We start from the raw sequence: 21,333 nt of genomic DNA, 5'->3' as shown, positions 1-21,333 counted from the left end.
CTGTCTTATAGTAAACGGAAAATATCCTGCGTTGTTACATATAAGAATAATGCTACCATTAAGGCAACCCCAACCATTTGTATATACATAAGAGCTTTAGCAGGTAATCTACGGCCTGTTATAGCTTCCGCCAAGATAATAATCAAGTGACCACCATCTAAAACAGGTAATGGTAAAAGATTAATAACCCCTAAGTTAATACTAAGGAATGCAGCAAAACTTAATAGTGGTGCAAATCCTGATTGTGCAATAGCACCTGCCATTTGGGAAATTCCTACTGGACCAGATAATTCGGCTGCTTGTGTGCCACGAATCATATCGTAAATCCCACTGACCATAGCAACAATAGTTTGCCCCGTCCGACTAACAGCAAGGCTCAAAGATTCACCAATACTATAAGTTTCACGAGTAAAGCTAGGGTAGATGCCAATCTTAGGACTATCTTGTTCCATTTTAGGTATTACCGTAGTCTCTATAGTTTTTCCTTCACGCTCTACAACAACAGTTACATCATGGTTTGCTGTGCCTTGTAAGCTAGGACGAATATCATCCCAAGTACTAATTTTTTTACCATCAATCGTAATAATTCTATCGTTAGCTTCTAAATGAGCCTGTTCTGCAGAACTACCCGCAATAATGTTACCAATTACAGGTTCATTTGTATATGTAAGATTTCCTACAGTCACATTTAGGCCAAAGAAAAGTACAATGGCTAATATAAAGTTAAATACAGCCCCTGCAGAAATAACAATAAATTTTTTCCACGCAGGTTTATTATAAAAGGAGCGCTCATTAAGAGGCTCGTCAGGTGTCATACCAGCAATACGATTAAATCCTCCAAGAGGAATTATACGAATAGAATATAAAGTTTCCCCTTTTTGTACTTTAAATATGGCTGGACCAAAACCTATAGCAAATTCATCAACTTGCATACCTGACATCTTAGCTGTAATAAAATGGCCTAATTCATGAATAAACACGATTAAACCAAATACAAATATTGTGGCTAATGCCGTAATCATATATTCTCCTATAACATCAACGATGTTGCCTTTTCACGGGCCCATCTATCGATGGATAATAAATTATCTAATGTGAAATCATCTTCTGGTCCCATAGATTCAAGAACAGAAGTAACGACTTTATAAATATCACCAAAGGCGATTTTATCTTCTAAAAAGGCATATACTGCCGTTTCATTAGCTGCATTAAATACAGCAGGTTTAAATCCACTAGCACGTCCCACCTCATACGCAAGTCGAAGTGCAGGAAAATCGTCATACCGTGGAGGTAAAAACTCCAATTGTAGTGCTTGAGTAAAATCAAGATGATTCATACTTAAAACTTCACGTTTTGGATACGTCAAAGCATATTGAATGGGCTCGCGCATATCTGGATTACCCATTTGCGCTAATATCGCACCATCCTTCATACGTATCATAGAATGAACAATACTTTGAGGATGTACTACTACATCAATATGATCAAAATCAAAACCAAATAACCAATGAGCTTCTATTACCTCTAAGCCTTTATTGAATAAAGAGGCAGAGTCTATAGTTATTTTATTACCCATATTCCAAGTAGGATGTCGCAAACAATCTGCAGCAGTTGCAGTTTGAATTTTACTAGAATCCCATGTGCGTAAAGGACCACCAGAAGCAGTGACAATTAAAGAATCAACATTGTCACGTTTCTGTCCTTCTAAGCACTGAAATATAGCACTATGTTCACTATCGATAGGTAGGATTTGCACGCCATGTTCTTTAGCTAAAGCCGTAATTAATGGACCTCCAGCAACAAGAGTTTCCTTATTAGCAAGACCTATAGTCTTACCTTGTTTTATAGCTTCCACTGTGGGCTCAATTCCCGCAGCACCTACAATAGCAGTAACAATCATTGTTGCTTCTTGAATTGTAGCTGCTGCAATGAGGGCTTCCTTACCACCTATCAATTTTGTAGGACCTGTATAGCGTGCTTGTAATTCTTTAAAAGCACCTTCATCTACAAGACCCGCCACCAAAGGTTTATATTCTTTAATCTGATGTTCTAAGAGGTCAATATTATGATGTGCCACTAAGGCAACCACCTTGAATTGATCTGGATGTTGAGACACCACATCAAGCGTCTGTGTACCGATAGAGCCAGTACTACCAATAATACTTAGGTATTTCATAAGTGTACCTCTATGAAATTAGTACAAAAATAGTAATATATATACTAATGTAATAGGAGCCGCAAATAATAAACTATCAAAGCGATCCAATACACCGCCATGACCTGGTAATAATGTACCAGAATCTTTTACATTACATAGTCGTTTAATCTTTGATTCAAACAAATCACCTAATGGTGCTAATATACCGCTAATCATACCTACATGGATTCCCATCCACCAAGGAATGCCAACGATATACGAAAATACTGCACCTGTAAGGATACAGCCGATAAATCCACCAATAAAACCTTCTAGTGTTTTATTAGGACTAATGGATGGTACTATTTTACGTTTACCAAAAGCTCGACCTGAAAAGTATGCAAAGGTATCGCTAGCCCAAGTAGTAAACAATAATAACCAAAGTGTAATAGTGCCCCAGTTATATAGTTCAAAAGGCATTGATAAATTCATGTAAATTGAGTCATGACGAATCAAGAGCAATGAAGTCATACCCATACCAATATATAATAAACCAAATACACTAAAGGATACACTAGACATCGAGTACTTAGTTTCACCAAATGTACACAACATATAATTGGCAAATAAACTTAATACTAAAATAGCTATAGCTATAATATACTGATGACATGCAAGAGCAATCATTAGCAATAAAATGCTAATATATCCCCATATAATGGATATCCGAACACGTTTAGCTTTACCAAGTAATACAAACTCACGCCACCCTAATAAAGCTAAAAGTGTAATTAGCACATCATACACTAATCCACCAAATGTAATGGCCCCTAAGGCAATAATAAAACCAATAACAGCGGTAATAACACGTGTTTTTAACATTTTTTATTCCTCATCACATAAGCCACCAAATCGGCGTTCTCGTTTCTGATATGCCGCCACAGCTTCAAGTAAAGTTTCCTTAGTAAAATCTGGCCAATGCAAATCGGTAAACCAAAATTCAGCATACGCTAGTTGCCATAACAAAAAATTACTAATTCTAAAATCACTACTAGGACGAATTAATAAATCTACATCACTAAACTCTTTAGTGAATAATTGAGAACTTACATATTCTTCAGTAATTTTGTCCATTGTAATAACGCCATCCGCAACGGATTTTACAATGTCGCGGATAGTTCTAACTATTTCATCACGCCCACCATAGTTAATCGCTAACTGTAATGTGAGGCCTGTATTATTCTGAGTTAATAATTCTGCATCTTGAATGATTTTTTGTAGGTCTTCTGAAAGCCCTCCAATAAAACCAATAAATCGAATGCGTACATTATGTTCATGCATATACTTAACATTATTATTTAAGTATTCTTTTATGAGAGACATAAGTAAAGAAACTTCCTGTTCAGGACGTTTCCAGTTCTCCGTGGAGAAACCATATACCGTAAGAGCTCTAATTCCGATCTCATCTGCGGCCATAACAATTTCTTTTAATACATCTGCACCAGCACGATGCCCCATGGAGCGCGGCATGCCTCTGCGTTTAGCCCATCGTCCATTACCATCCATAATAATAGCAACATGTTGTGGAATTATATTACGATCAATGACAGGCGTATCAGAACGTTTACGGTTAAATAATTTCTTTAGCATAGTCTACCTCGATAGAATTTCCGAAGTCGCTGGCAATCATTGGTCTATATAGTAGTATATGTAAGCACTCATCAACCTTTGTAATACGTGCCACATAAAATCCTTTATCTGAAATTTCAAAGAAGCGATTAAAGGATCCACCAATCATTACCTTAAAAGGAATATGGGCAGCCTGCAAACGAGACTTTGCAAGCTGCCATGGTATTCCAATAAGGCTATTAGAATCTAACATTATACTTCTAATACGTCCTTTTCTTTTACTGCTTTTAACTCATCGATTTGCTTAACTTTAGCATCGGTAAGCTTTTGGATTTGATCTAAACCGTCTTTAGCATCATCTTCAGTAATCGTTTTAGCTTTCTCTTCTTTTTTTAATGCTTCATTTACATCGCGACGAATGTTGCGCACTGCAACTTTTGCATCTTCAGCCTTTTTATGAACTACTTTAACGATTTCTTTACGACGTTCCTCAGTTAATTGAGGAATACTTAAACGAATTTGTGCACCATCATTACCAGGGTTCAAACCTAAATCAGATTGTAAAATTGCTTTTTCAATAGCACCAATCATTGTTTTATCCCAAGGTGCAATCACAATCATTCGAGGTTCAGGCACGGAGATATTCGCAACTTGATTAATGGGTGATAGACTTCCATAATAATCAACCATTACTTTATCAAGTAGTGCTACACTAGCACGGCCTGTACGAATAGATGCGAATTCATGTTTTAAAGCCTCAATAGACTTATTCATGCGGTCTTCTGCTTGTTGTAACAATTCTTTAATTTCCATATGAATTATTCTCCTCGAACAATGGTCCCTATCTCTTCACCTTTAGCAGCTTTTGTAATATTACCAGGAATATCCATGCTAAATACAATAATAGGAATATTGTTATCTTTACATAAAGTTGTGGATGTAGCATCCATTACTTTTAATTCTTTTGTGATAATCTCGTTATATGTTAATTCGTCAAATTTAACGGCATTAGGATTTGTCTTAGGGTCAGAATCATATACGCCATCAGCAAATTTCTTTGCCATTAAAATAGCATCGGCTTCAATTTCAGCGGCCCGTAATGCAGCTGTTGTATCTGTAGAGAAGTAAGGTTTACCAAGGCCAGCACCGAAGATGACGATACGTTTTTTTTCTAAATGACGAATAGCGCGACGACGAATATAAGGTTCTGCAATTTCTTGCATTTCGATAGCCGTTTGTACACGTGTATCTACACCAGCTTGTTCTAATGCATCTTGCAATGCTAAGGAGTTCATCACTGTTGCAAGCATCCCCATATAGTCAGCAGTAGCACGATCCATACCTTGATTGCTACCAGCTAAACCTCTCCATAGGTTACCACCACCAACAACAATTGCGATTTCTAAATCAGTGGATTTTGCTAAAGCAGCAATTTCTTTTGCAAATTCTTCGACAACATCAGGATTAATACCAAAACCTTGTTCACCTGCTAATGCTTCACCACTCAACTTTAAAACAATACGTCGAAAGTTTCTTTTTGCCATATTTTTACTCCTCTATTGCAAAATAAGAGAACACTGTACGGTGTTCTCTTATTGTTTATTAATTATTTACCAACAGATGCCATTACTTCTGCTACGAAGTCATCTTGGCGTTTTTCAATGCCTTCACCTAAACCATAGCGAACAAAACGACGTACGTTGATGTTTTCACCGATTTTTGCAATACTTTCATTAATGATGTCTGTAACAGTTTTATCACCATCTTTAATGAATACTTGTTCTAATAGGCAATTTTCTTTATAGAATTTTTCGATACGGCCAGCAACCATTTTTTCTAAAACAGCTTCAGGTTTTGGTTTACGACCAGCTTTAACGTCTTCTTCAGCTTCTACTTTAGCTTGTTCCAACAATACTTGTTTTTCGTGTTCAATGACTTCAGTAGGAACTTCTTCACGGTTCAAGTATGTAGGATTTACAGCCGCAATTTGCATTGCGATATCGCGTGCTAAATTTTGGAAATCATCAGTTTTTGCAACGAAGTCAGTTTCACAGTTAACTTCCACTAAAACACCGATACGACCACCTGCATGAATGTAGGATTGTACTACACCTTCAGCTGCAATACGACCAGCTTTTTTAGCTGCCGCAGCCAAACCTTTTTCACGAAGAAGGTCAACCGCTTTATCGATATTACCGTCAGTTTCAACCAATGCTTTTTTAGCGTCCATCATACCTGCGCCAGTCATGTCGCGCAATTCTTTTACCAAAGCAGCAGTAATTGCCATTATTTTGTTCCTCCTAGTATTAATTAAGGTAAGGATATAGTCCTTACCCCAATTATATATGTTATAGATTTATCTTTCAAATGCTAATACGACAACGATTAAGCTTTACCGTCTCGAACCATTTCAGCAGAGTCAGCTACCATGTTATCTAATGCTTCTTCGAAGGATTCGCCTTGACGACCTTCAAGAACAGCGTCAGCCATTTTGCCAGCCAACAATTTAACAGCACGGATAGCGTCGTCATTTGCTGGAATTGGGAAATCAACTTCATCTGGGTCACAGTTAGTGTCAACTGTTGCAACCACTGGAATGCCCAATTTTTTAGCTTCCGCAATAGCAATTTTTTCTTTTTTAGGATCTACTACGAAAAGAGCACCTGGCATTTTAGGCATATCTTTGATACCACCAAGATATTTTTCCAATTTATCCATTTCATGACGAAGACCGATAACTTCTTTTTTAGGCAATACTTCGAAAGTACCGTCTTCTGCCATAGCTTCCAATTGTTTTAAACGTTTAATACGAGTTTCAATTGTTTTGAAGTTAGTCAACATACCGCCCAACCAACGTTCGTTAACGAAGAACATGTTAGCACGGATAGCTTCTTCTTTAATAGCTTCTTGAGCTTGTTTTTTAGTACCTACGAACAAGATTACTTCGCCTTGGGAAGCAACTTCACGCAAGAAATTGTAAGCTTCTTCTACTTTTTTAACTGTTTTAGACAAATCAATGATATAAATACCATTGCGTTCAGTGAAGATGAATTTCGCCATTTTAGGGTTCCATCTTCTAGTCTGATGACCAAAGTGTACACCAGCCTCTAATAATTGTTTCATTGATACTACTGCCATTGTGGCACCTCCTGTTAATTAACCTCCGCCGCTTCATCCTTCGGGTCACCCAAAATTAGGCACAGTACCGAAGTCCACTGACGTGCATATTTTTCATACCTAATAATTCTAACAAAAAATCATGGCAAAAGCAAGCAAGGAGTGAGGAATTCTTTAAGTATTCCTCACTCCTTATTTTAAATACATTCTCTTTCTTATTGATGTACAATCTTATGTTCAAATTTGAATTATAGAATATTATGAAAATATTTATTTAATTATTGCGAATGGAGTCAATCATACTTGCACGATTTTCTGCTCCAAACACTGCAGAACCAGCAACTAAAACTGTAGCCCCCGCTCTTTTAATCGGTACACAAGTAATATCGTTAATACCACCGTCCACCTCAATGACTGCCGTTGAATTGTCTACTTCTTCTAACAATATCTTGGCTTGTTTAACTTTTTTTATGGCATTCTTAATAAAAGATTGTCCTCCAAATCCTGGATTCACAGACATAATTAAAATCATATCTAAATCTGCAGCTACATCTTCTAGTAGAGATACAGGTGTACTAGGATTCAATGCTACACCAGCCTTCATCCCACACTGCTTGATATGTTGAATCAAACGATGCATATGAGGTACAGTTTCTTGATGAAAAGTAAAATATTCTACACCAATTTTTGCAAATTCTTCTACATAATCACCAGGATTAGTAACCATCAAATGCACATCAAATGGTAATTTTGTATATGGACGAATTGCTTTCACAATGGGAGCACCAAAGGTTAGATTCGGAACAAAGTGTCCATCCATGATGTCGATATGTAATAAATCAGCCCCCGCTGCTTCAATAGATTTTAATTCCTCGCTTAACACCGCAAAATTTGCGGAAAGCATAGATGGTGCAATTTTTATCATATTAAAACCTCTTTCGTTGACTTTCTATATCATTACGTATAGACATATAAGCATCATATCGTCCTTGATGAATATGACCAGCTTCTAGAGCAGCTTTAATCCCACAAATAGGTTCATGTTCATGATAGCAAGGATTAAATTTACAAGTATCAACATATTCACCAAATTCTGGGAATAATGTAGGCAATCTTTCAAGGGAAACATCATTAAATTCAATAGCACTAAATCCAGGTGTATCCATGATAAAAGAATCTGCATCTAAACTATATAAAGAAGCGTGACGAGTAGTATGTTTACCACGTTTAATCTTATCACTTACCTCCCCAGTCTGGAAGGCAAATTTGGGGTCTACCGCATTTAAAAGACTACTTTTACCAACACCAGATGGTCCTGCAAAAGCCGTTACCTTATGTTGAAGCACATGACGCAAATCATCAATGCCTGTCATATTATATGTGGATGTCATCAAAACCTCATAGCCGATTGATTTATAAAGATCAACCATAGTTTCCGTCTCTGAATCCATCAAGTCACATTTATTGATACATAGTACAATAGGGATATCCGCATGTTCAATCATAACGAGCATTTTATTGAGTAATAACTCATTAATATCTGGTTCATGGGCAGCCACAACTAATACAACTTGGTCAATATTAGCTACTGCAGGGCGAACCATCGAATTATGACGTTCATGGATGGATTCAACGAACCCATCCTCCGAAATCGTAACGCGGTCCCCTACAAGTAAACTATAGCGTCCTTGCTTAAGTCTGCCACGAACCTTACATTCATGAATGGTACCTGTATCATCTTGTACATAAAAGTACCCATTCATATTTTTGACAACAATGCCTGTAATCATAGTACCTCTTATAATGCAGTTTCTTGCACTAATGCACCATTGAGGTACACCTCAATACGTACATTACCTACACCAGACACTTTTTTAACAACACGATCTCCAGGTTTATTCGTATCATCATAGATTACGGCAGAACCTTCATCATCTTTTACGACAATTTTAAGTTCTTGATTTTTAGAACCAGCTGGTACAGTAACATCTATAGTACCAGTTGTTTTATTACCACTGTTTCCTTCTTTTTTATCGGATTTCTTTTTATCATCTTTGAACTCAGTCGTAAGATTTAATGTGGAACCTTCGTCAATTTCGTCGCCAGCTTTAATGCTTTGCTCTATAACCACAGATTTTTCTTCCACAGATCCAGATACTTGGTTTACACCTAGTTGAATATTACTCAATGTATCACGAGCATCTTTTAATGTCATACCAACAAGATTAGGTACTTTGACTTTCTTAGCCTTCGCTTTATTTACTACGAGATCAATTGTTGTCCCTTTAGACACTTTAGAATCTCCTGAAGGACTCTGAGCAATAATTACACCATCTTTTTTACCATCTACAGATTGTTGTGTTATTTTCCCCACAACTAAACCTAAATCTTTAAGTCGTTGACGGGCTTGATCGACAGTTAAATCAGTTAAATCTGGCACCGTAATATCGCCTACACCTTTAGAAACTACAAGGTGAATTGTCCGTTGCTCTTTAACCTTTTCTCCAGCCCCAGGTGTTTGAGAAATAACTTGACCAGCTGGCACATCAGGATTCGTAACTTCACTTGTAGACACACGCAAATGTTTATCTTCTAAGATATTTTTTGCTACAGAAACTTGTTTGCCTACCACATTAGGTACATCTACTGTTGTATTACTCCAGAAATTTCCGTAGCTTAAGAAAGCACCTAAAAATGCTACTAAAAAAATGACAGCAGCACCTAGAACGATGTATTTTTGTGGAATCGATGCAATTTTACTTAACATACTCTTCTTTTTACCCTCGTCTTTACGTTCTTCTTGAATAGTACTTAGATCTTCAAGTGCTTCAGGATCAACCGCAGGAATCATTTGTGTAGCAAAATCATATGGTTCATGACGTTGTGTTTTCCCCATTGTAAAACCTTGAGATAACCGCAAATCACTGATCATATCAGAGATAGAATCAAAGCGATCTGCAGGATTTTTAGATAATGCCTTCATAACAACAGCTTCTAAAAGCGGAGGGATTGATGGATTATATCGAGTTGGAGGTTCTACCTTCTCACGAACGTGTTTTAATGCTACTGCAATTGGCGTTTCCCCTTCAAATGGTACACGACCTGTAAGCATTTCATACAATACAACACCCAATGAATAGATATCTGTATTTCCATCTACTGGTTTACCACTAGCTTGCTCTGGTGATAAATAGTGTGCAGAACCCAAAATCGAATTCGTATACATAACTGTGTTAGTTGCATTTATTGCACGAGCAATACCAAAGTCAGTTACTTTAACGCGCCCCGTATTGGTAATAATAACATTATGTGGTTTTATATCACAATGAACAATACCCATTGTATGAGCGTGTTCTAAGCCTTCAGCTATGGCAATAGTAAATTTAACAGCCTCATCTATAGACAATCTTCCATGACGAGTTATATATTTTTTTAAGGTTTCACCATCTACATATTCCATAACAATGTAATGTAAATTTTGGTCAAAACCTACATCATACATATTTACAATATTGGGATGATTTAATTTACCTGCCGCTTGTGCTTCTCGTTTAAATCGAGTCACAAATTCATCATCATTTGCAAAATTAGCATGCAATACTTTTATTGCTACTTGTCTACCTAGTAAGGTATCTTCTCCAAGGTATACATCAGCCATTCCACCAACGCCAATTTTATCAACAATACGGTAGCGGTTATCTAGAAGTATGCCTTTTATATTCATAGTACTCATTATTTCTCCATTTCTAGATTAGATTGTTCCCACCACAATGGTCACATTATCTCCTGCTCCGACTTCATATACAGCTTCCATCAATGATTCAATAACCAACATATCATCATCCGTTGATTGTAATGCAGAGGCAATTACATCATCAGATACATAGCCACTTAATCCATCAGTGCAAAGTAAAATACGATCACCGGGAAGAATAGACTCTACACCACTATCAACCTCTAAGATTTCATCAACACCGACTGCACGGGTTAATAAATTACGTTGAGGGTGATTTAGCATTTCATCCTTTGTAATCTCTCCAGCTGTTAATAATTCTTGTACCATAGAATGATCCGTAGTAATTTGTCGTAAATGACCATCTCTATATACATACAAACGACTATCACCAACACTTGCCCAGTAAAGTTGATTACCATTTATAGCTGTAACTACAGCGGTAGTACCCATACCAGCAAGTCGTTCTTCACAAGCAACGCGATTTACAATACGTTGATTAGCGTGAATGATAGCATCACATAAGTCTTGTTGACCTATCGTTTCAAGGGAGGACAAATATTCTTTTATTTCATCTACAGCATAGGTACTTGCAATTTCACCACCGCTATAACCACCCATGCCATCAGTAACAGCACAAATATGGCCATCAATGAAAAAACGGTCCTCGTTACGCTGGCGTACAAGCCCAATTTTACTTAAACCAACAAAATTATTCATGATTCTCCTTTTTCCGACCATGAGCAGCCTTTAACTGTCCACATGCGGCTTGGATTGCATCGCCCATTTCCTTTCGTACCGTTACTGATACGCCATAGGAACTAACGATGTCTTTAAATGTATTCATATTCGTAATAGATGGTTTATATAATTCAATATGTTCATTGCCATTAACTGGGATCAAGTTAACATGACAATTTGGGAAATCTTTACAGATTTTCCCCAAAGCATGAGCATCATCTATAGATGCATTTACAGAATCTATAAGAATATACTCAAAGGTAACACGACGCTGTGTCGTATTATAATAGTATTTTACCGCATCTAAGACTTCCGTCAATTCATAACGTGCCCCAACGGGCATAATACTACGACGAACTTCATTATTTGTAGCATGTAATGAAAGTGCTAAGGTTATTGGCAAACCTTCATCAGCTAATTTATAAATATTAGGAACCCAACCACAAGTGGAAATCGTCATCTTACGATAACTAATATTACAAATCATAGGATCATGTAGTAGTTGTAATGCTTGTAATACATTATCATAATTTTGTAACGGCTCCCCAGCGCCCATAACGACAACAGAGTGTATTTCCTCTTTAGTAAGAGCCCCAAATATGACAACTTGTCCAATAATCTCAGCGACTGTTAAATCTCTGTATAAGCCACCTTGTGTAGAAGCACAGAATACACATCCCATAGCACACCCCACTTGAGAGGAAACACATACAGAATACCCATAGTGTTGCTCCATCAAAACTGCTTCCACACGACTTTGATCTGACATCTCTACAAGTATTTTGCGAGTCTTTCCATCAGGGGCAATAGACTCTGTAATTAATGTAGGTAAAGAAATAACACAATTATCACCTAGCCATTGACGCAAGTCTTTCGGAAATTGTGTCATGTCTTCAAAATCAAAAATATATCTATGATAGATATATTCAATTAACTGTTTCGCTCGAAACTTTTGTATATTATGGGTCTTAAAGATAGATTGTAATTCTTCTAAAGACTTACCCAATAATTCTATCATGGTGCTCCATTTCTTATATTATGATAAGCGTTTCATGCGAACCATAAAGAAACCATCCATATGATCTCGCGGTGGATAGGTTGTAATCATACCATCTATAGCTTGTGGTGCCCCTTTATATGATACAGGATCGATGATAAAGTTCTTATGAATTGCCAAGAATTTATTTAGAACAGCTTCATTTTCACCACTATTCATAGTACATGTGGAATATACTAAATATCCATTAACCTTAACCATTTCAGAAGCTTTTTCTAATATTTCAAGTTGTAACGGCGGCAACTCAATAAGTAAAGACTCTGTTTTACGCCAACGCATGTCTAATTTCTTTTGTAATATACCTAGACCAGAACAAGGAGCATCAACTAAGACGCGATCAAATTGTTCTTTCCAATTATCAGGAAGATAACGACCATCTTGAAGCTTAGTAGAAATAATAGATACACCTAATCGCTCAGCATTTTGATTAATCAGTTCTAATTTATGGTCGTAAATATCACAACTCATAATAGCTCCTGTATTATTCATAAGACTTGCCATATGCATAGACTTGCCACCTGGTGCAGCACAACAGTCTAAGATAAGCTCTCCTGGTTGAGGATCTACCACATGGGCTACTAACATAGATGCTTTATCCATAAAAGTAATATGACCTTCTAAAACAGGTTTAGCTTTTTCTAAATGACCTTGATGTCCATCAATATAAACTACTTCAGGAATATATGTATCCTGTTCTACAATCCAATCTAAATCTTCTAATTCTTTTAAACAATCCTCAATAGATACTTTCACTGTATTTATGCGAGCCGTCAAACGAGGTTGTTCATTAAACCAAGAACAAAGATCTACGGTCTTATCTTTTCCCATTTCTTTTATCCATAAGTTGACAAGCCATAATGGTTGATTGTAGATAAAGGAAATTTCTTCAGCTTCGGACTTAGCTAGTTCACCGATAGAAATGCTATCACTTTCACGTAAAACCGAACGCAAAACAGCATTTACAAAACCAGATAAACCTCTAGTTAGCTTTTTGGCGAGTTTAACAGATTCGTTAACAGCCGCACTTTCAGGAACCTTATCCATATAGATAATTTGATAAATACCAAGTCTAAGGATTTCCACAACCATAGAAGATAGTTTCTTTAAGGGTCGCTTTGCAAAGTGAACAATAATAGCATCCAAGTAATTTTTTCTACGAATGACCCCATACACAAGTTCAGTAAAGAATCTTCGATCTAAATCGGATAGATGATATTTCTGTAAATACTCTTGCAACTTTATATTTGCATAAGCACCATTGCGATTAATTTCACTCAATGCTTTTACAGCGAGCAATCGAATATTTTGTTGTTGATTAGTCTTTACCTCTATCATTACTATTCCTACCAATCAATTGTTCTACTACTGCTCGAACACGTTCAGAATCGACTGTTGTATTACAACATGGCCCATTAGGACGTTCATTTAATACCCCAATAACTGGGATGGGAAATACATCAGCCATTCCACTTGCTAAATCTCGTTCGCAAGCTATTGCTACAATAGCTTTTGGGCGTGCTTCCTTTACCTTCATCCGCGCTAAGGTGCCTCCAGTGACAACTATAAATTGACAACCATAGTCCTTAGCCACTTGCAACAAATTACCAACCTGGCATCGCCCACACTGCTTACAATTATATACATCATGTGTAACCTTATGAACACACGAACTTTCTTGTAAACAGTGAGGAGTTAATAATAATATACGTTCTGGATCTACCGTATACATATCTAACATTACTAAATGATTGATTAAATCAATCATAGACTGGCGGAGTTGATCCTTAGTAACCCCTCTCACCTTACCAATCGCCAAAGTCAATGGAAATAATCCATAAATAAACTGATTGGCTAGTCTTAAAACAATAGGATGTAACCGTATAATACCTGTGCTAGCAACAATTAAAGATAAGCACAAAATCCATATAATAGCAATAAGTATAGATATAACTACACTACTTATAATTGATGCAAATGGATGCAATTGTAAAAGTCCTGGTTCTAATATATACATTAGAAAGGCTAGTACTGCTGTGAGCAAAGCACATGTAATAGTTGATAAAATCAAGTATAACGGATACGTTTCGTACTGCTTATATTGAGTCCCCAAAAACGATACCTTCCTTTATCTGATGTCCATTTATAAAATCAATTGCAGAAATGCGTTTTTTATTTTCTGGTTGGACTTCTGTTAATAGAATTATATTTCCATCACCACAAAATACACCTAAACCGGCTATTTTAGATACGATTGTACCAGGCACAGTTGTGGCTGATATAGCAATTGGTACATGTTTACCATGAACATCTATCAAACAGTGAGTCGTATCACTGGGAACCACTTCTCCAGACCATACTTTTAAACGTTTTCCATCGAGATATGTATAACATCCAGGTGCTGGATTAAGTCCTCTAATGAGGTTTGCAATTTCATTAGCCGGCTTAGACCAGTCGATCTGCCCCATTTCCTTTGTAATCTTAGTAGTATGTGTAGCCATTGTATCATCTTGTGGTGTAGCCACAATTTCTCCATTAACCCAACGAGTTAATACAGGTACTATAGTTTCACCCCCCAGTACAGCTATACGTTCAAATAACTGTCCTGTCGTTTCACCGGGTAAAATATCTGTCTCCACAATGTCGATGATATCACCTGTATCAAGTCCATCATCCATATGCATTATGGTAACACCCGTTTTAGAGTCTCCATTAAGAATTGCATAGTGAATTGGCGCAGCGCCTCTATAACTAGGTAAAATAGAGGCATGAACATTAATACAACCATATTGCGGCAATCGAATAAGCCAAGGAGGTAAAATTTTACCATACGCAATAACAATCACTACATCTGGTTGTAATGCTTCTAATTCGGCTCTCACTTGTTCATCACGCAAAGTGACTGGTTGATATACAGGCAAGTCATGCTCTAAAGCAGCTACTTTTACAGGGGGCATTTGAACTTGTTTACCACGCCCTTTTTGTTTATCAGGCTGGCAATACACACCGACAATAGAATGACCAGCTTGAATCAAAGCCTCTAAGGTAGGCACAGAAAAGTCTGGTGTCCCCATAAAAACGATGCGTAATTGTTTATTATCAGACAATTTCTTTCTCCTCTGGATGATCAGTAATTAATCGTAAGTTAGTTGCTTTTTCAATAAACAAATGACCTTCCAAGTGATCAATTTCATGTTGGAAAATACGCGCCAAAAAACCTTCAGCTTTTATAGTTACCTTCTTATTATATGGATCAATACCTTTAACGGTGACTTTATTAAATCGTTCCACATCTCCGAAATATCCTGGCACACTTAAGCATCCTTCAGGTCCAACTTGAGAACCTTCAGCATGAGTGATTTCAGGGTTAATTAGCGCAATAAGACCACTACCAGATTGGTCATCTACAACGATAATACGTTTAGCTACAGCCACTTGAGGTGCTGCAAGACCAACTCCTTCAGTCTTATACATAGTTTCAGCCATATCATCGATAAGGACTCTAAGTTTTTTATTAACATGTTCTACAGGTTCCGCCACTTGTTTTAAAACGGGATGACCTGCTTTCACAACATCTAATACAGCCATTGATACTCCTACACTACACGGGATCCACGTCAATCAGCAGTCCTTCTTGCGTGAAAATCCATGAGTTATATATATATTCTTTCAAATTTGTTAAATCTGTACCGCGAATCATAATAGCTAAACGATACATATCGCGCACTTTTTTTATAGGCGCTTCATAAGGACCATTAATCAAAATATCCTGATTTCCTTTATAAGACTCCAAGTCATCGACAATACGATTTGCTATAGACTCTAATGTTTTCATATCTTGATGACGCACTACCATATGAATCATTTCGCGAAATGGAGGATATCCTAAAGCTTTACGATTTTTAATTTCTTCATTGTAAAAGCCTATATAATCATGAGCCTTACTCTTTATTATAGCATAATTTAAAGGATTATATGTTTGTATTACAACGCTACCCGGTTTTTCACCCCTACCGGCACGTCCAGAGGTTTGAGTAAGTAAATCAAAAGTTCGTTCTGAAGCTGTATAAACAGGAATATTCAAAACTGAATCGGCTGTTAAAATACCAACAGCTGTTACATCTTTAAAGTCATGACCTTTAGATACCATTTGTGTTCCCAACAAAATATCATATTTATGAGCCCCAAAGTCATGTAAAATATCTTCTGCTAATTGCTTTTTTTTTGTCACATCTTGATCAAGACGAGCAATGCGGGCCGATTTAAAGTGACGACGTAACTCTTCCTCTACCTTTTGTGTGCCTGAACCAAAAAACTTAATCCTCTTACTATTACATTTGGGACAAACAGTTGGAATTGGTTCATGATGTTCACAATAATGACAACGCAATTCTTCACCAGCTTGGTGATAAACCATAGCTACATCACAATGAGGACACATAATAGTTTCCCCACAATCCCGGCACATAACAAAAGTACTATAACCGCGTCTATTTAACAGAATAATCATTTGATTATGCTCATCCAATGTATGTTGAATTAAGCGACTCATGGCATCAGAAAAAACGGAGTAATTTCCATGAAGAATTTCTTCCTTCATATCTACTATAGTAACCTTCGGCATAGGTTGCTCAAAAATGCGATTTGGCAACTCTAGTAAATGATACTCCCCTTGCTTAGCTTTATAATACGAAGTAACAGATGGTGTAGCAGAACCTAAAATAACGGGACAACCATGTGCCTCAGCACGCCACAATGCCACGTTACGTGCATGATATCGAACCATATCCTCTTGTTTATAAGATGGATCATGTTCTTCATCGACCACAATAAGGCCGATATCCTCAGCTGGCGCAAATACGGCAGAACGAGCACCAATAATAATGTGACTATCCTTACGGCGCAAACGCTCCCAATTATTGTTCCGTTGTTGTACCGTCAATTTACTATGAAATACTACGACTTCGTCACCAAAAGTTTCTACAAATCGTCTCACAATTTGATCAGTCAATATAATTTCAGGTACTAAAATAATAGCCGTCTTATCCTGACTAATACATTTTGCTGTAGCACGTAAATATAATTGAGTCTTACCACTACCAGTGACACCATGAAGTAAAAAGGTTTTATGTTCATGGCTATTCATTGCAGCTTGTATTGGTCCATATACAGCTTGTTGAGCTTCAGTAAGAGGAATATTAACTTCTTCTGTTAAAAGCTCATCAAATGTTGTTTTTGTGGCTTTAAAACGAGCTTCAACGACAATACCTTTAGCTTCACTCACTTGTTTAATGACCATACGAGAATAGCCTTTAGCTAGCAGTAATGCCTTAGATGCTCCGCCCACTTCAAGTAAGTATTTTGCTAATTCTCGTTGTTTCTTTTTCCGTTCACTAAATTGTGCCACCGAAAATTCTGGCATAACTACTAACCATTCTTCCTTTGGTGCCTCGTAAGATTTTAATGTCTTATTCACTGTAAACAATCGCAATGCATCGCCATAAGAGAATAAATAATACTCATTTAGACGACGGGCCGTATCCATCATTTCCGGTGTAAACCAAGGTTCACTATCTAATACTTGCACAATATTTCGTAAAATGAACTCTGGCGGCTCAACTAACTCGTCGTAACCAATAAGAATGCCTTCTTCACGACTATGTCCTAAAGGAATGAGTACGCGCGTACCAGGTAAAACATTACCAAACTTTTCAGGCATTAAATAGCTCAAAGGTTTATGAAGTTGTTTGGCTGGTCTGTTAATTATAACTTGTGCTACGCGCATACATTATTTCCTTTCGTTTATTATAAAAGGTCTCAGTAGAAATTCTACCAAGACCTTTTGTATTATAAGCCAGCTTCTTCTTTTAGGATTTGTGCTTTATCTGTACGTTCCCAAGGTAAATCCACATCAGTTCTACCAAAGTGACCATACGCTGCAGTTTTGCGATAATGAGGCTTTAACAAATCAAGCATTTCAATGATTCCTGCTGGACGAAGGTCGAAATGTTTTTTAACAAGCTCTTGAATTTTTGTTTCCTCTATGCGACCTGTACCAAAAGTATCAACTAAAATAGATACAGGATGAGCAACCCCAATTGCATAAGCAACTTGCACTTCACATTTATCAGCAAGACCTGCTGCTACAACATTTTTAGCTACATAACGCGCTGCGTATGCTGCAGAACGGTCCACTTTAGATGGATCCTTACCAGAAAATGCACCGCCACCATGACGGGCCATACCACCGTATGTATCTACAATAATTTTACGGCCAGTTAAACCAGCATCACCATGAGGGCCTCCAATTACGAAACGACCAGTTGGATTGATGAAGTATTTAGTATTTTCATCAACGAATTCAGCAGGCAACGCTGCGTCAATTACATAACGCTTCAAATCGGCTTTAATTTGTTCTTGGGTCACTTCAGGGCTATGTTGCGTAGAAATAACAATTGTATCAATGCGCTTAGGTTTACCATCAACATATTCTACAGTAACTTGAGTTTTACCGTCTGGACGTAAGTAAGTTAAAGTCCCATCCTTACGAACTTCTGTAAGTCGACGAGATAAACGATGTGCCAAGGAAATTGGCAAAGGCATGAGTTCAGGTGTTTCATTAGATGCATAGCCAAACATCATACCTTGGTCACCAGCACCGATTTTATCAAGCACTTCACCATTGCCATCTTTTGATTCAAGTGCTTCATCAACGCCCATGGCGATATCCGCAGATTGTTCATCGATGGATACAAGTACACCACAAGTATCACAATCAAAACCAAATTTTGCACGAGTATAACCAATTTCACGAATTGTATCACGTACGATGCGAGGAATATCAACATATGTGTGAGTAGAAATTTCACCTACTACATGAACTAAACCAGTAGTAACTAAAGTTTCACAAGCCACACGAGCAGTTGGATCCTTTTCAATAATCGCATCCAAAACAGCATCAGAAATTTGGTCAGCTATTTTATCTGGATGGCCTTCAGTAACAGATTCAGAAGTAAAAAACATATGTTTTTCAGCCATTTTATCCTCCTAATACGAAAAAAAGTCTCTCATGCACTCATGAGAGACCCTCCCATCTAACGACATTTGTCATAGGAATTAGCACCTTTTCCGCTTGGAATGGTTGCTGTAGCTTCACAGGGCCTATCCCTCCACTACTCTTGATGAGTTACAAAAATATTATAGTGTATTTACAGTGAGAAAGCAAGTCATTATTATACCTCTCTTGCCTCTTTTAAAGCTAAATCATGTTCAGCCTTATGAAGGGCACTTTCAAACTGACGATAGATATGATGACGGCCCAGAATATCCAAGAAATCAGATTTATACATCTCTCTACGTATATCGTAACTCACATCACTAAGCAAAACTTCTATGCCTCTTTTTTGAAGTTCTTCAATAATACCTCGTAAAATACGTAAACCCGTTAAATCTACAAATGGTACTTTTACAAAACGAATGATTAAATATTTAGGATCTTTATGTATAGAGTTTAACGCTCTATCAAATGCACTTATAGCACCAAAGAATAATGGGCCTTCTACAGTGTATACCATTATTTCTGGATGGATTGTAATCTCATGCCTAATCTGTGCTGATAATTCGGCACTACTTGCTTCATGCACATCAATTGTATTAACCATTTTGCGCATAAACTGCAACACTGCAAGTACTACACCTACATTTACAGCTACTACTAAATCCGTAAAAATAGTCAGGAAAAAGGTAAGCAATAATATTATTTGATCTGGACGAGGTGCGAGAATAAGCATTCGTATAAAACGTGGTACATCACTCATATTGTAGGCTACTACAAATAATATGGCTGCCATAGATGCCAACGGAATATACACTGCATATGGGGCTAAAAATAAAAGAATGGCACCTAATGTAATGGCATGAACAATACCTGCCACCGGAGAATTACCACCTTGACGAATATTTGTAGCAGTTCGCGCAATAGCACCGGTTGATGCAATTCCACCAAACAATGGCGCAAATATATTAGCTAATCCTTGTCCAAATAATTCAGTATTAGATTCATGCTTGGTGCCACTCATACCATCAGCAACAACTGCAGACAATAAGGATTCAATAGCGCCTAGCATGGCAATTGTAAAAGCCGGCCCGATTAAGGATAAGATTTTATCAAAACTCAATTTTGGTACAGAAAATTCTGGCAAATCTTGAGGTATGCCACCAAATGCACTACCAATGGTTAAAACCGTAGGAAATTGGTAGATAGCTTGAATAACCGTAGCAACAATCATAGCTACAATGGGAGCTGGAACTTTATTAATATATGGGATTTTAGGTAAAACTAACAGTAGACTTAAGCTTAAGAGTGCAATCCCCAATGTAGGTAAGTCAGAGTATGGTAAGGACTGAATCATAGCCCATAATTTTTCATGGAAATGAGCCATATAAGGCAACGGTGGAAATCCAAAGAAATATGGCCATTGCCCTACCCAGATCGTAACACCAATACCTGCTGTAAAACCCATAATAACAGGTGTCGGTATAAACCGAATGACTGTCCCTAACTTTGCAACGCTCATTAAAACCAGAATAATCCCTGCCATCATGGTCGCAATTTGTAAACCTTCAAAGCCATAATTGACAACGATACTGCTCAATAGAACGATAAATGCCCCTGTAGGGCCCGCAATCTGAACAGGGGAGCCACCAAACAAGGATACAAATATACCTGCAATGATTGCCGTATAAATGCCCGCTTGCGGTGTAACTCCACTAGCAATAGCAAAGGCCATTGCTAGAGGCAGAGCCACAACCCCTACGACCAATCCGGCGATAATATTATTACTCCATTTTCCCTTTCCTAAGGAGCCCTCTAAATACGCTTTTTGTATAGCAAACATATAACAAAAACACACCCTTCTTAAA

At 37.3% G+C, this 21,333-nt stretch carries 21 protein-coding genes and 1 riboswitch; all 21 genes read right to left on the bottom strand.

From position 1 onward, the window contains the following. Positions 1-5 precede the first annotated feature (5 nt). Positions 6-1,022: an RIP metalloprotease RseP gene (rseP, locus tag E7B10_RS01330; RefSeq protein ID WP_004695702.1), complete on the bottom strand. Its 1,017-nt coding sequence runs from the start codon at positions 1,020-1,022 to the stop codon at positions 6-8. 8 nt (positions 1,023-1,030) lie between these two features. Next, the gene (locus tag E7B10_RS01325; protein WP_004695700.1) at positions 1,031-2,176 is read right to left on the bottom strand and encodes a 1-deoxy-D-xylulose-5-phosphate reductoisomerase; all 1,146 of its coding nucleotides are present in this window, start codon (positions 2,174-2,176) and stop codon (positions 1,031-1,033) included. A gap of 18 nt (positions 2,177-2,194) precedes the next feature. Continuing rightward, positions 2,195-3,019 carry a phosphatidate cytidylyltransferase gene (locus E7B10_RS01320; RefSeq protein WP_024061702.1) on the bottom strand — a complete coding sequence of 275 codons (825 nt, stop codon included), beginning with the start codon at positions 3,017-3,019 and terminating at the stop codon, positions 2,195-2,197. Positions 3,020-3,022: 3 nt separating this feature from the next. Then, positions 3,023-3,787, bottom strand: coding sequence for an isoprenyl transferase (locus E7B10_RS01315; protein WP_008600848.1), 765 nt, complete (start codon positions 3,785-3,787; stop codon positions 3,023-3,025). After that, positions 3,768-4,019: a hypothetical protein gene (locus E7B10_RS01310; RefSeq protein WP_004695694.1), complete on the bottom strand. Its 252-nt coding sequence runs from the start codon at positions 4,017-4,019 to the stop codon at positions 3,768-3,770. The genes E7B10_RS01315 and E7B10_RS01310 overlap by 20 nt, the downstream gene beginning before the upstream one ends. Next, complete coding sequence (gene frr / locus E7B10_RS01305; RefSeq protein WP_024061704.1) at positions 4,019-4,579, bottom strand: ribosome recycling factor; 561 nt, start codon at positions 4,577-4,579, stop codon at positions 4,019-4,021. Before frr ends, E7B10_RS01310 begins: the two co-directional genes overlap by 1 nt. A gap of 5 nt (positions 4,580-4,584) precedes the next feature. Then, the gene (pyrH, locus tag E7B10_RS01300; protein ID WP_004697414.1) at positions 4,585-5,310 is read right to left on the bottom strand and encodes a UMP kinase; all 726 of its coding nucleotides are present in this window, start codon (positions 5,308-5,310) and stop codon (positions 4,585-4,587) included. A gap of 62 nt (positions 5,311-5,372) precedes the next feature. After that, on the bottom strand, positions 5,373-6,053 hold the full coding sequence (tsf, locus tag E7B10_RS01295; protein ID WP_004695689.1) for a translation elongation factor Ts: 681 nt from the start codon (positions 6,051-6,053) through the stop codon (positions 5,373-5,375). 98 nt (positions 6,054-6,151) lie between these two features. Further along, on the bottom strand, positions 6,152-6,904 hold the full coding sequence (gene rpsB, locus E7B10_RS01290; RefSeq protein ID WP_004695687.1) for a 30S ribosomal protein S2: 753 nt from the start codon (positions 6,902-6,904) through the stop codon (positions 6,152-6,154). 253 nt (positions 6,905-7,157) lie between these two features. Then, positions 7,158-7,808, bottom strand: a complete 651-nt coding sequence (rpe, locus tag E7B10_RS01285) for a ribulose-phosphate 3-epimerase (protein ID WP_004695686.1) — start codon at positions 7,806-7,808, stop codon at positions 7,158-7,160. Between the two features lies 1 nt (position 7,809). Next, positions 7,810-8,673, bottom strand: coding sequence for a ribosome small subunit-dependent GTPase A (gene rsgA / locus E7B10_RS01280; RefSeq protein ID WP_008600844.1), 864 nt, complete (start codon positions 8,671-8,673; stop codon positions 7,810-7,812). 8 nt (positions 8,674-8,681) lie between these two features. Beyond that, positions 8,682-10,607, bottom strand: a complete 1,926-nt coding sequence (gene pknB, locus E7B10_RS01275) for a Stk1 family PASTA domain-containing Ser/Thr kinase (protein ID WP_008600842.1) — start codon at positions 10,605-10,607, stop codon at positions 8,682-8,684. A 27-nt stretch (positions 10,608-10,634) separates the two neighbouring features. Then, on the bottom strand, positions 10,635-11,336 hold the full coding sequence (locus tag E7B10_RS01270; protein WP_004697417.1) for a Stp1/IreP family PP2C-type Ser/Thr phosphatase: 702 nt from the start codon (positions 11,334-11,336) through the stop codon (positions 10,635-10,637). Beyond that, complete coding sequence (rlmN, locus tag E7B10_RS01265; RefSeq protein ID WP_077708384.1) at positions 11,329-12,375, bottom strand: 23S rRNA (adenine(2503)-C(2))-methyltransferase RlmN; 1,047 nt, start codon at positions 12,373-12,375, stop codon at positions 11,329-11,331. Before rlmN ends, E7B10_RS01270 begins: the two co-directional genes overlap by 8 nt. 18 nt (positions 12,376-12,393) lie before the next feature. After that, positions 12,394-13,749, bottom strand: coding sequence for a 16S rRNA (cytosine(967)-C(5))-methyltransferase RsmB (gene rsmB / locus E7B10_RS01260; protein ID WP_077708383.1), 1,356 nt, complete (start codon positions 13,747-13,749; stop codon positions 12,394-12,396). Next, positions 13,730-14,524: a DUF116 domain-containing protein gene (locus tag E7B10_RS01255; protein ID WP_004695673.1), complete on the bottom strand. Its 795-nt coding sequence runs from the start codon at positions 14,522-14,524 to the stop codon at positions 13,730-13,732. Before E7B10_RS01255 ends, rsmB begins: the two co-directional genes overlap by 20 nt. Then, on the bottom strand, positions 14,508-15,518 hold the full coding sequence (fmt, locus tag E7B10_RS01250) for a methionyl-tRNA formyltransferase (protein WP_012864310.1): 1,011 nt from the start codon (positions 15,516-15,518) through the stop codon (positions 14,508-14,510). Before fmt ends, E7B10_RS01255 begins: the two co-directional genes overlap by 17 nt. Then, on the bottom strand, positions 15,511-15,999 hold the full coding sequence (gene def, locus E7B10_RS01245; RefSeq protein WP_287501402.1) for a peptide deformylase: 489 nt from the start codon (positions 15,997-15,999) through the stop codon (positions 15,511-15,513). Before def ends, fmt begins: the two co-directional genes overlap by 8 nt. A 13-nt stretch (positions 16,000-16,012) precedes the next feature. After that, positions 16,013-18,196 (bottom strand): primosomal protein N', encoded by a 2,184-nt coding sequence (gene priA / locus E7B10_RS01240; protein ID WP_287501401.1) that lies wholly within the window; start codon positions 18,194-18,196, stop codon positions 16,013-16,015. 62 nt (positions 18,197-18,258) lie between these two features. Continuing rightward, a complete protein-coding gene (gene metK, locus E7B10_RS01235) occupies positions 18,259-19,449 on the bottom strand; it encodes a methionine adenosyltransferase (RefSeq protein WP_004695665.1) in 1,191 nt (396 codons plus the stop codon). 49 nt (positions 19,450-19,498) lie between these two features. Next, positions 19,499-19,599, bottom strand: a riboswitch (SAM riboswitch). A 44-nt stretch (positions 19,600-19,643) separates the two neighbouring features. After that, positions 19,644-21,308 (bottom strand): SulP family inorganic anion transporter, encoded by a 1,665-nt coding sequence (locus tag E7B10_RS01230; protein ID WP_316055447.1) that lies wholly within the window; start codon positions 21,306-21,308, stop codon positions 19,644-19,646. Between the last annotated feature and the right edge of the window lie 25 nt (positions 21,309-21,333).

Origin of the sequence: Veillonella sp., assembly GCF_032470285.1 — a bacterium.
Lineage (GTDB): Bacteria > Bacillota > Negativicutes > Veillonellales > Veillonellaceae > Veillonella.
This window is presented reverse-complemented; position numbering and strand designations above follow the sequence as displayed.

Excerpts from the sequence above, each read along its gene's own strand:
- priA (WP_287501401.1), bottom strand. The coding sequence starts at position 18,196 with ATGCGCGTAGCACAAGTTATAATTAACAGACCAGCCAAACAACTTCAT.
- pyrH (WP_004697414.1), bottom strand. The coding sequence starts at position 5,310 with ATGGCAAAAAGAAACTTTCGACGTATTGTTTTAAAGTTGAGTGGTGAA.
- rsgA (WP_008600844.1), bottom strand. The coding sequence starts at position 8,673 with ATGATTACAGGCATTGTTGTCAAAAATATGAATGGGTACTTTTATGTA.
- E7B10_RS01310 (WP_004695694.1), bottom strand. The coding sequence starts at position 4,019 with ATGTTAGATTCTAATAGCCTTATTGGAATACCATGGCAGCTTGCAAAG.
- rpe (WP_004695686.1), bottom strand. The coding sequence starts at position 7,808 with ATGATAAAAATTGCACCATCTATGCTTTCCGCAAATTTTGCGGTGTTA.
- rlmN (WP_077708384.1), bottom strand. The coding sequence starts at position 12,375 with ATGATAGAATTATTGGGTAAGTCTTTAGAAGAATTACAATCTATCTTT.
- rpsB (WP_004695687.1), bottom strand. The coding sequence starts at position 6,904 with ATGGCAGTAGTATCAATGAAACAATTATTAGAGGCTGGTGTACACTTT.
- E7B10_RS01315 (WP_008600848.1), bottom strand. The coding sequence starts at position 3,787 with ATGCTAAAGAAATTATTTAACCGTAAACGTTCTGATACGCCTGTCATT.
- rsmB (WP_077708383.1), bottom strand. The coding sequence starts at position 13,749 with ATGATAGAGGTAAAGACTAATCAACAACAAAATATTCGATTGCTCGCT.
- frr (WP_024061704.1), bottom strand. The coding sequence starts at position 4,579 with ATGGAAATTAAAGAATTGTTACAACAAGCAGAAGACCGCATGAATAAG.
- pknB (WP_008600842.1), bottom strand. The coding sequence starts at position 10,607 with ATGAATATAAAAGGCATACTTCTAGATAACCGCTACCGTATTGTTGAT.
- E7B10_RS01325 (WP_004695700.1), bottom strand. The coding sequence starts at position 2,176 with ATGAAATACCTAAGTATTATTGGTAGTACTGGCTCTATCGGTACACAG.
- E7B10_RS01320 (WP_024061702.1), bottom strand. The coding sequence starts at position 3,019 with ATGTTAAAAACACGTGTTATTACCGCTGTTATTGGTTTTATTATTGCC.
- def (WP_287501402.1), bottom strand. The coding sequence starts at position 15,999 with ATGGCTGTATTAGATGTTGTGAAAGCAGGTCATCCCGTTTTAAAACAA.
- tsf (WP_004695689.1), bottom strand. The coding sequence starts at position 6,053 with ATGGCAATTACTGCTGCTTTGGTAAAAGAATTGCGCGACATGACTGGC.
- E7B10_RS01230 (WP_316055447.1), bottom strand. The coding sequence starts at position 21,308 with ATGTTTGCTATACAAAAAGCGTATTTAGAGGGCTCCTTAGGAAAGGGA.
- rseP (WP_004695702.1), bottom strand. The coding sequence starts at position 1,022 with ATGATTACGGCATTAGCCACAATATTTGTATTTGGTTTAATCGTGTTT.
- metK (WP_004695665.1), bottom strand. The coding sequence starts at position 19,449 with ATGGCTGAAAAACATATGTTTTTTACTTCTGAATCTGTTACTGAAGGC.
- E7B10_RS01270 (WP_004697417.1), bottom strand. The coding sequence starts at position 11,336 with ATGAATAATTTTGTTGGTTTAAGTAAAATTGGGCTTGTACGCCAGCGT.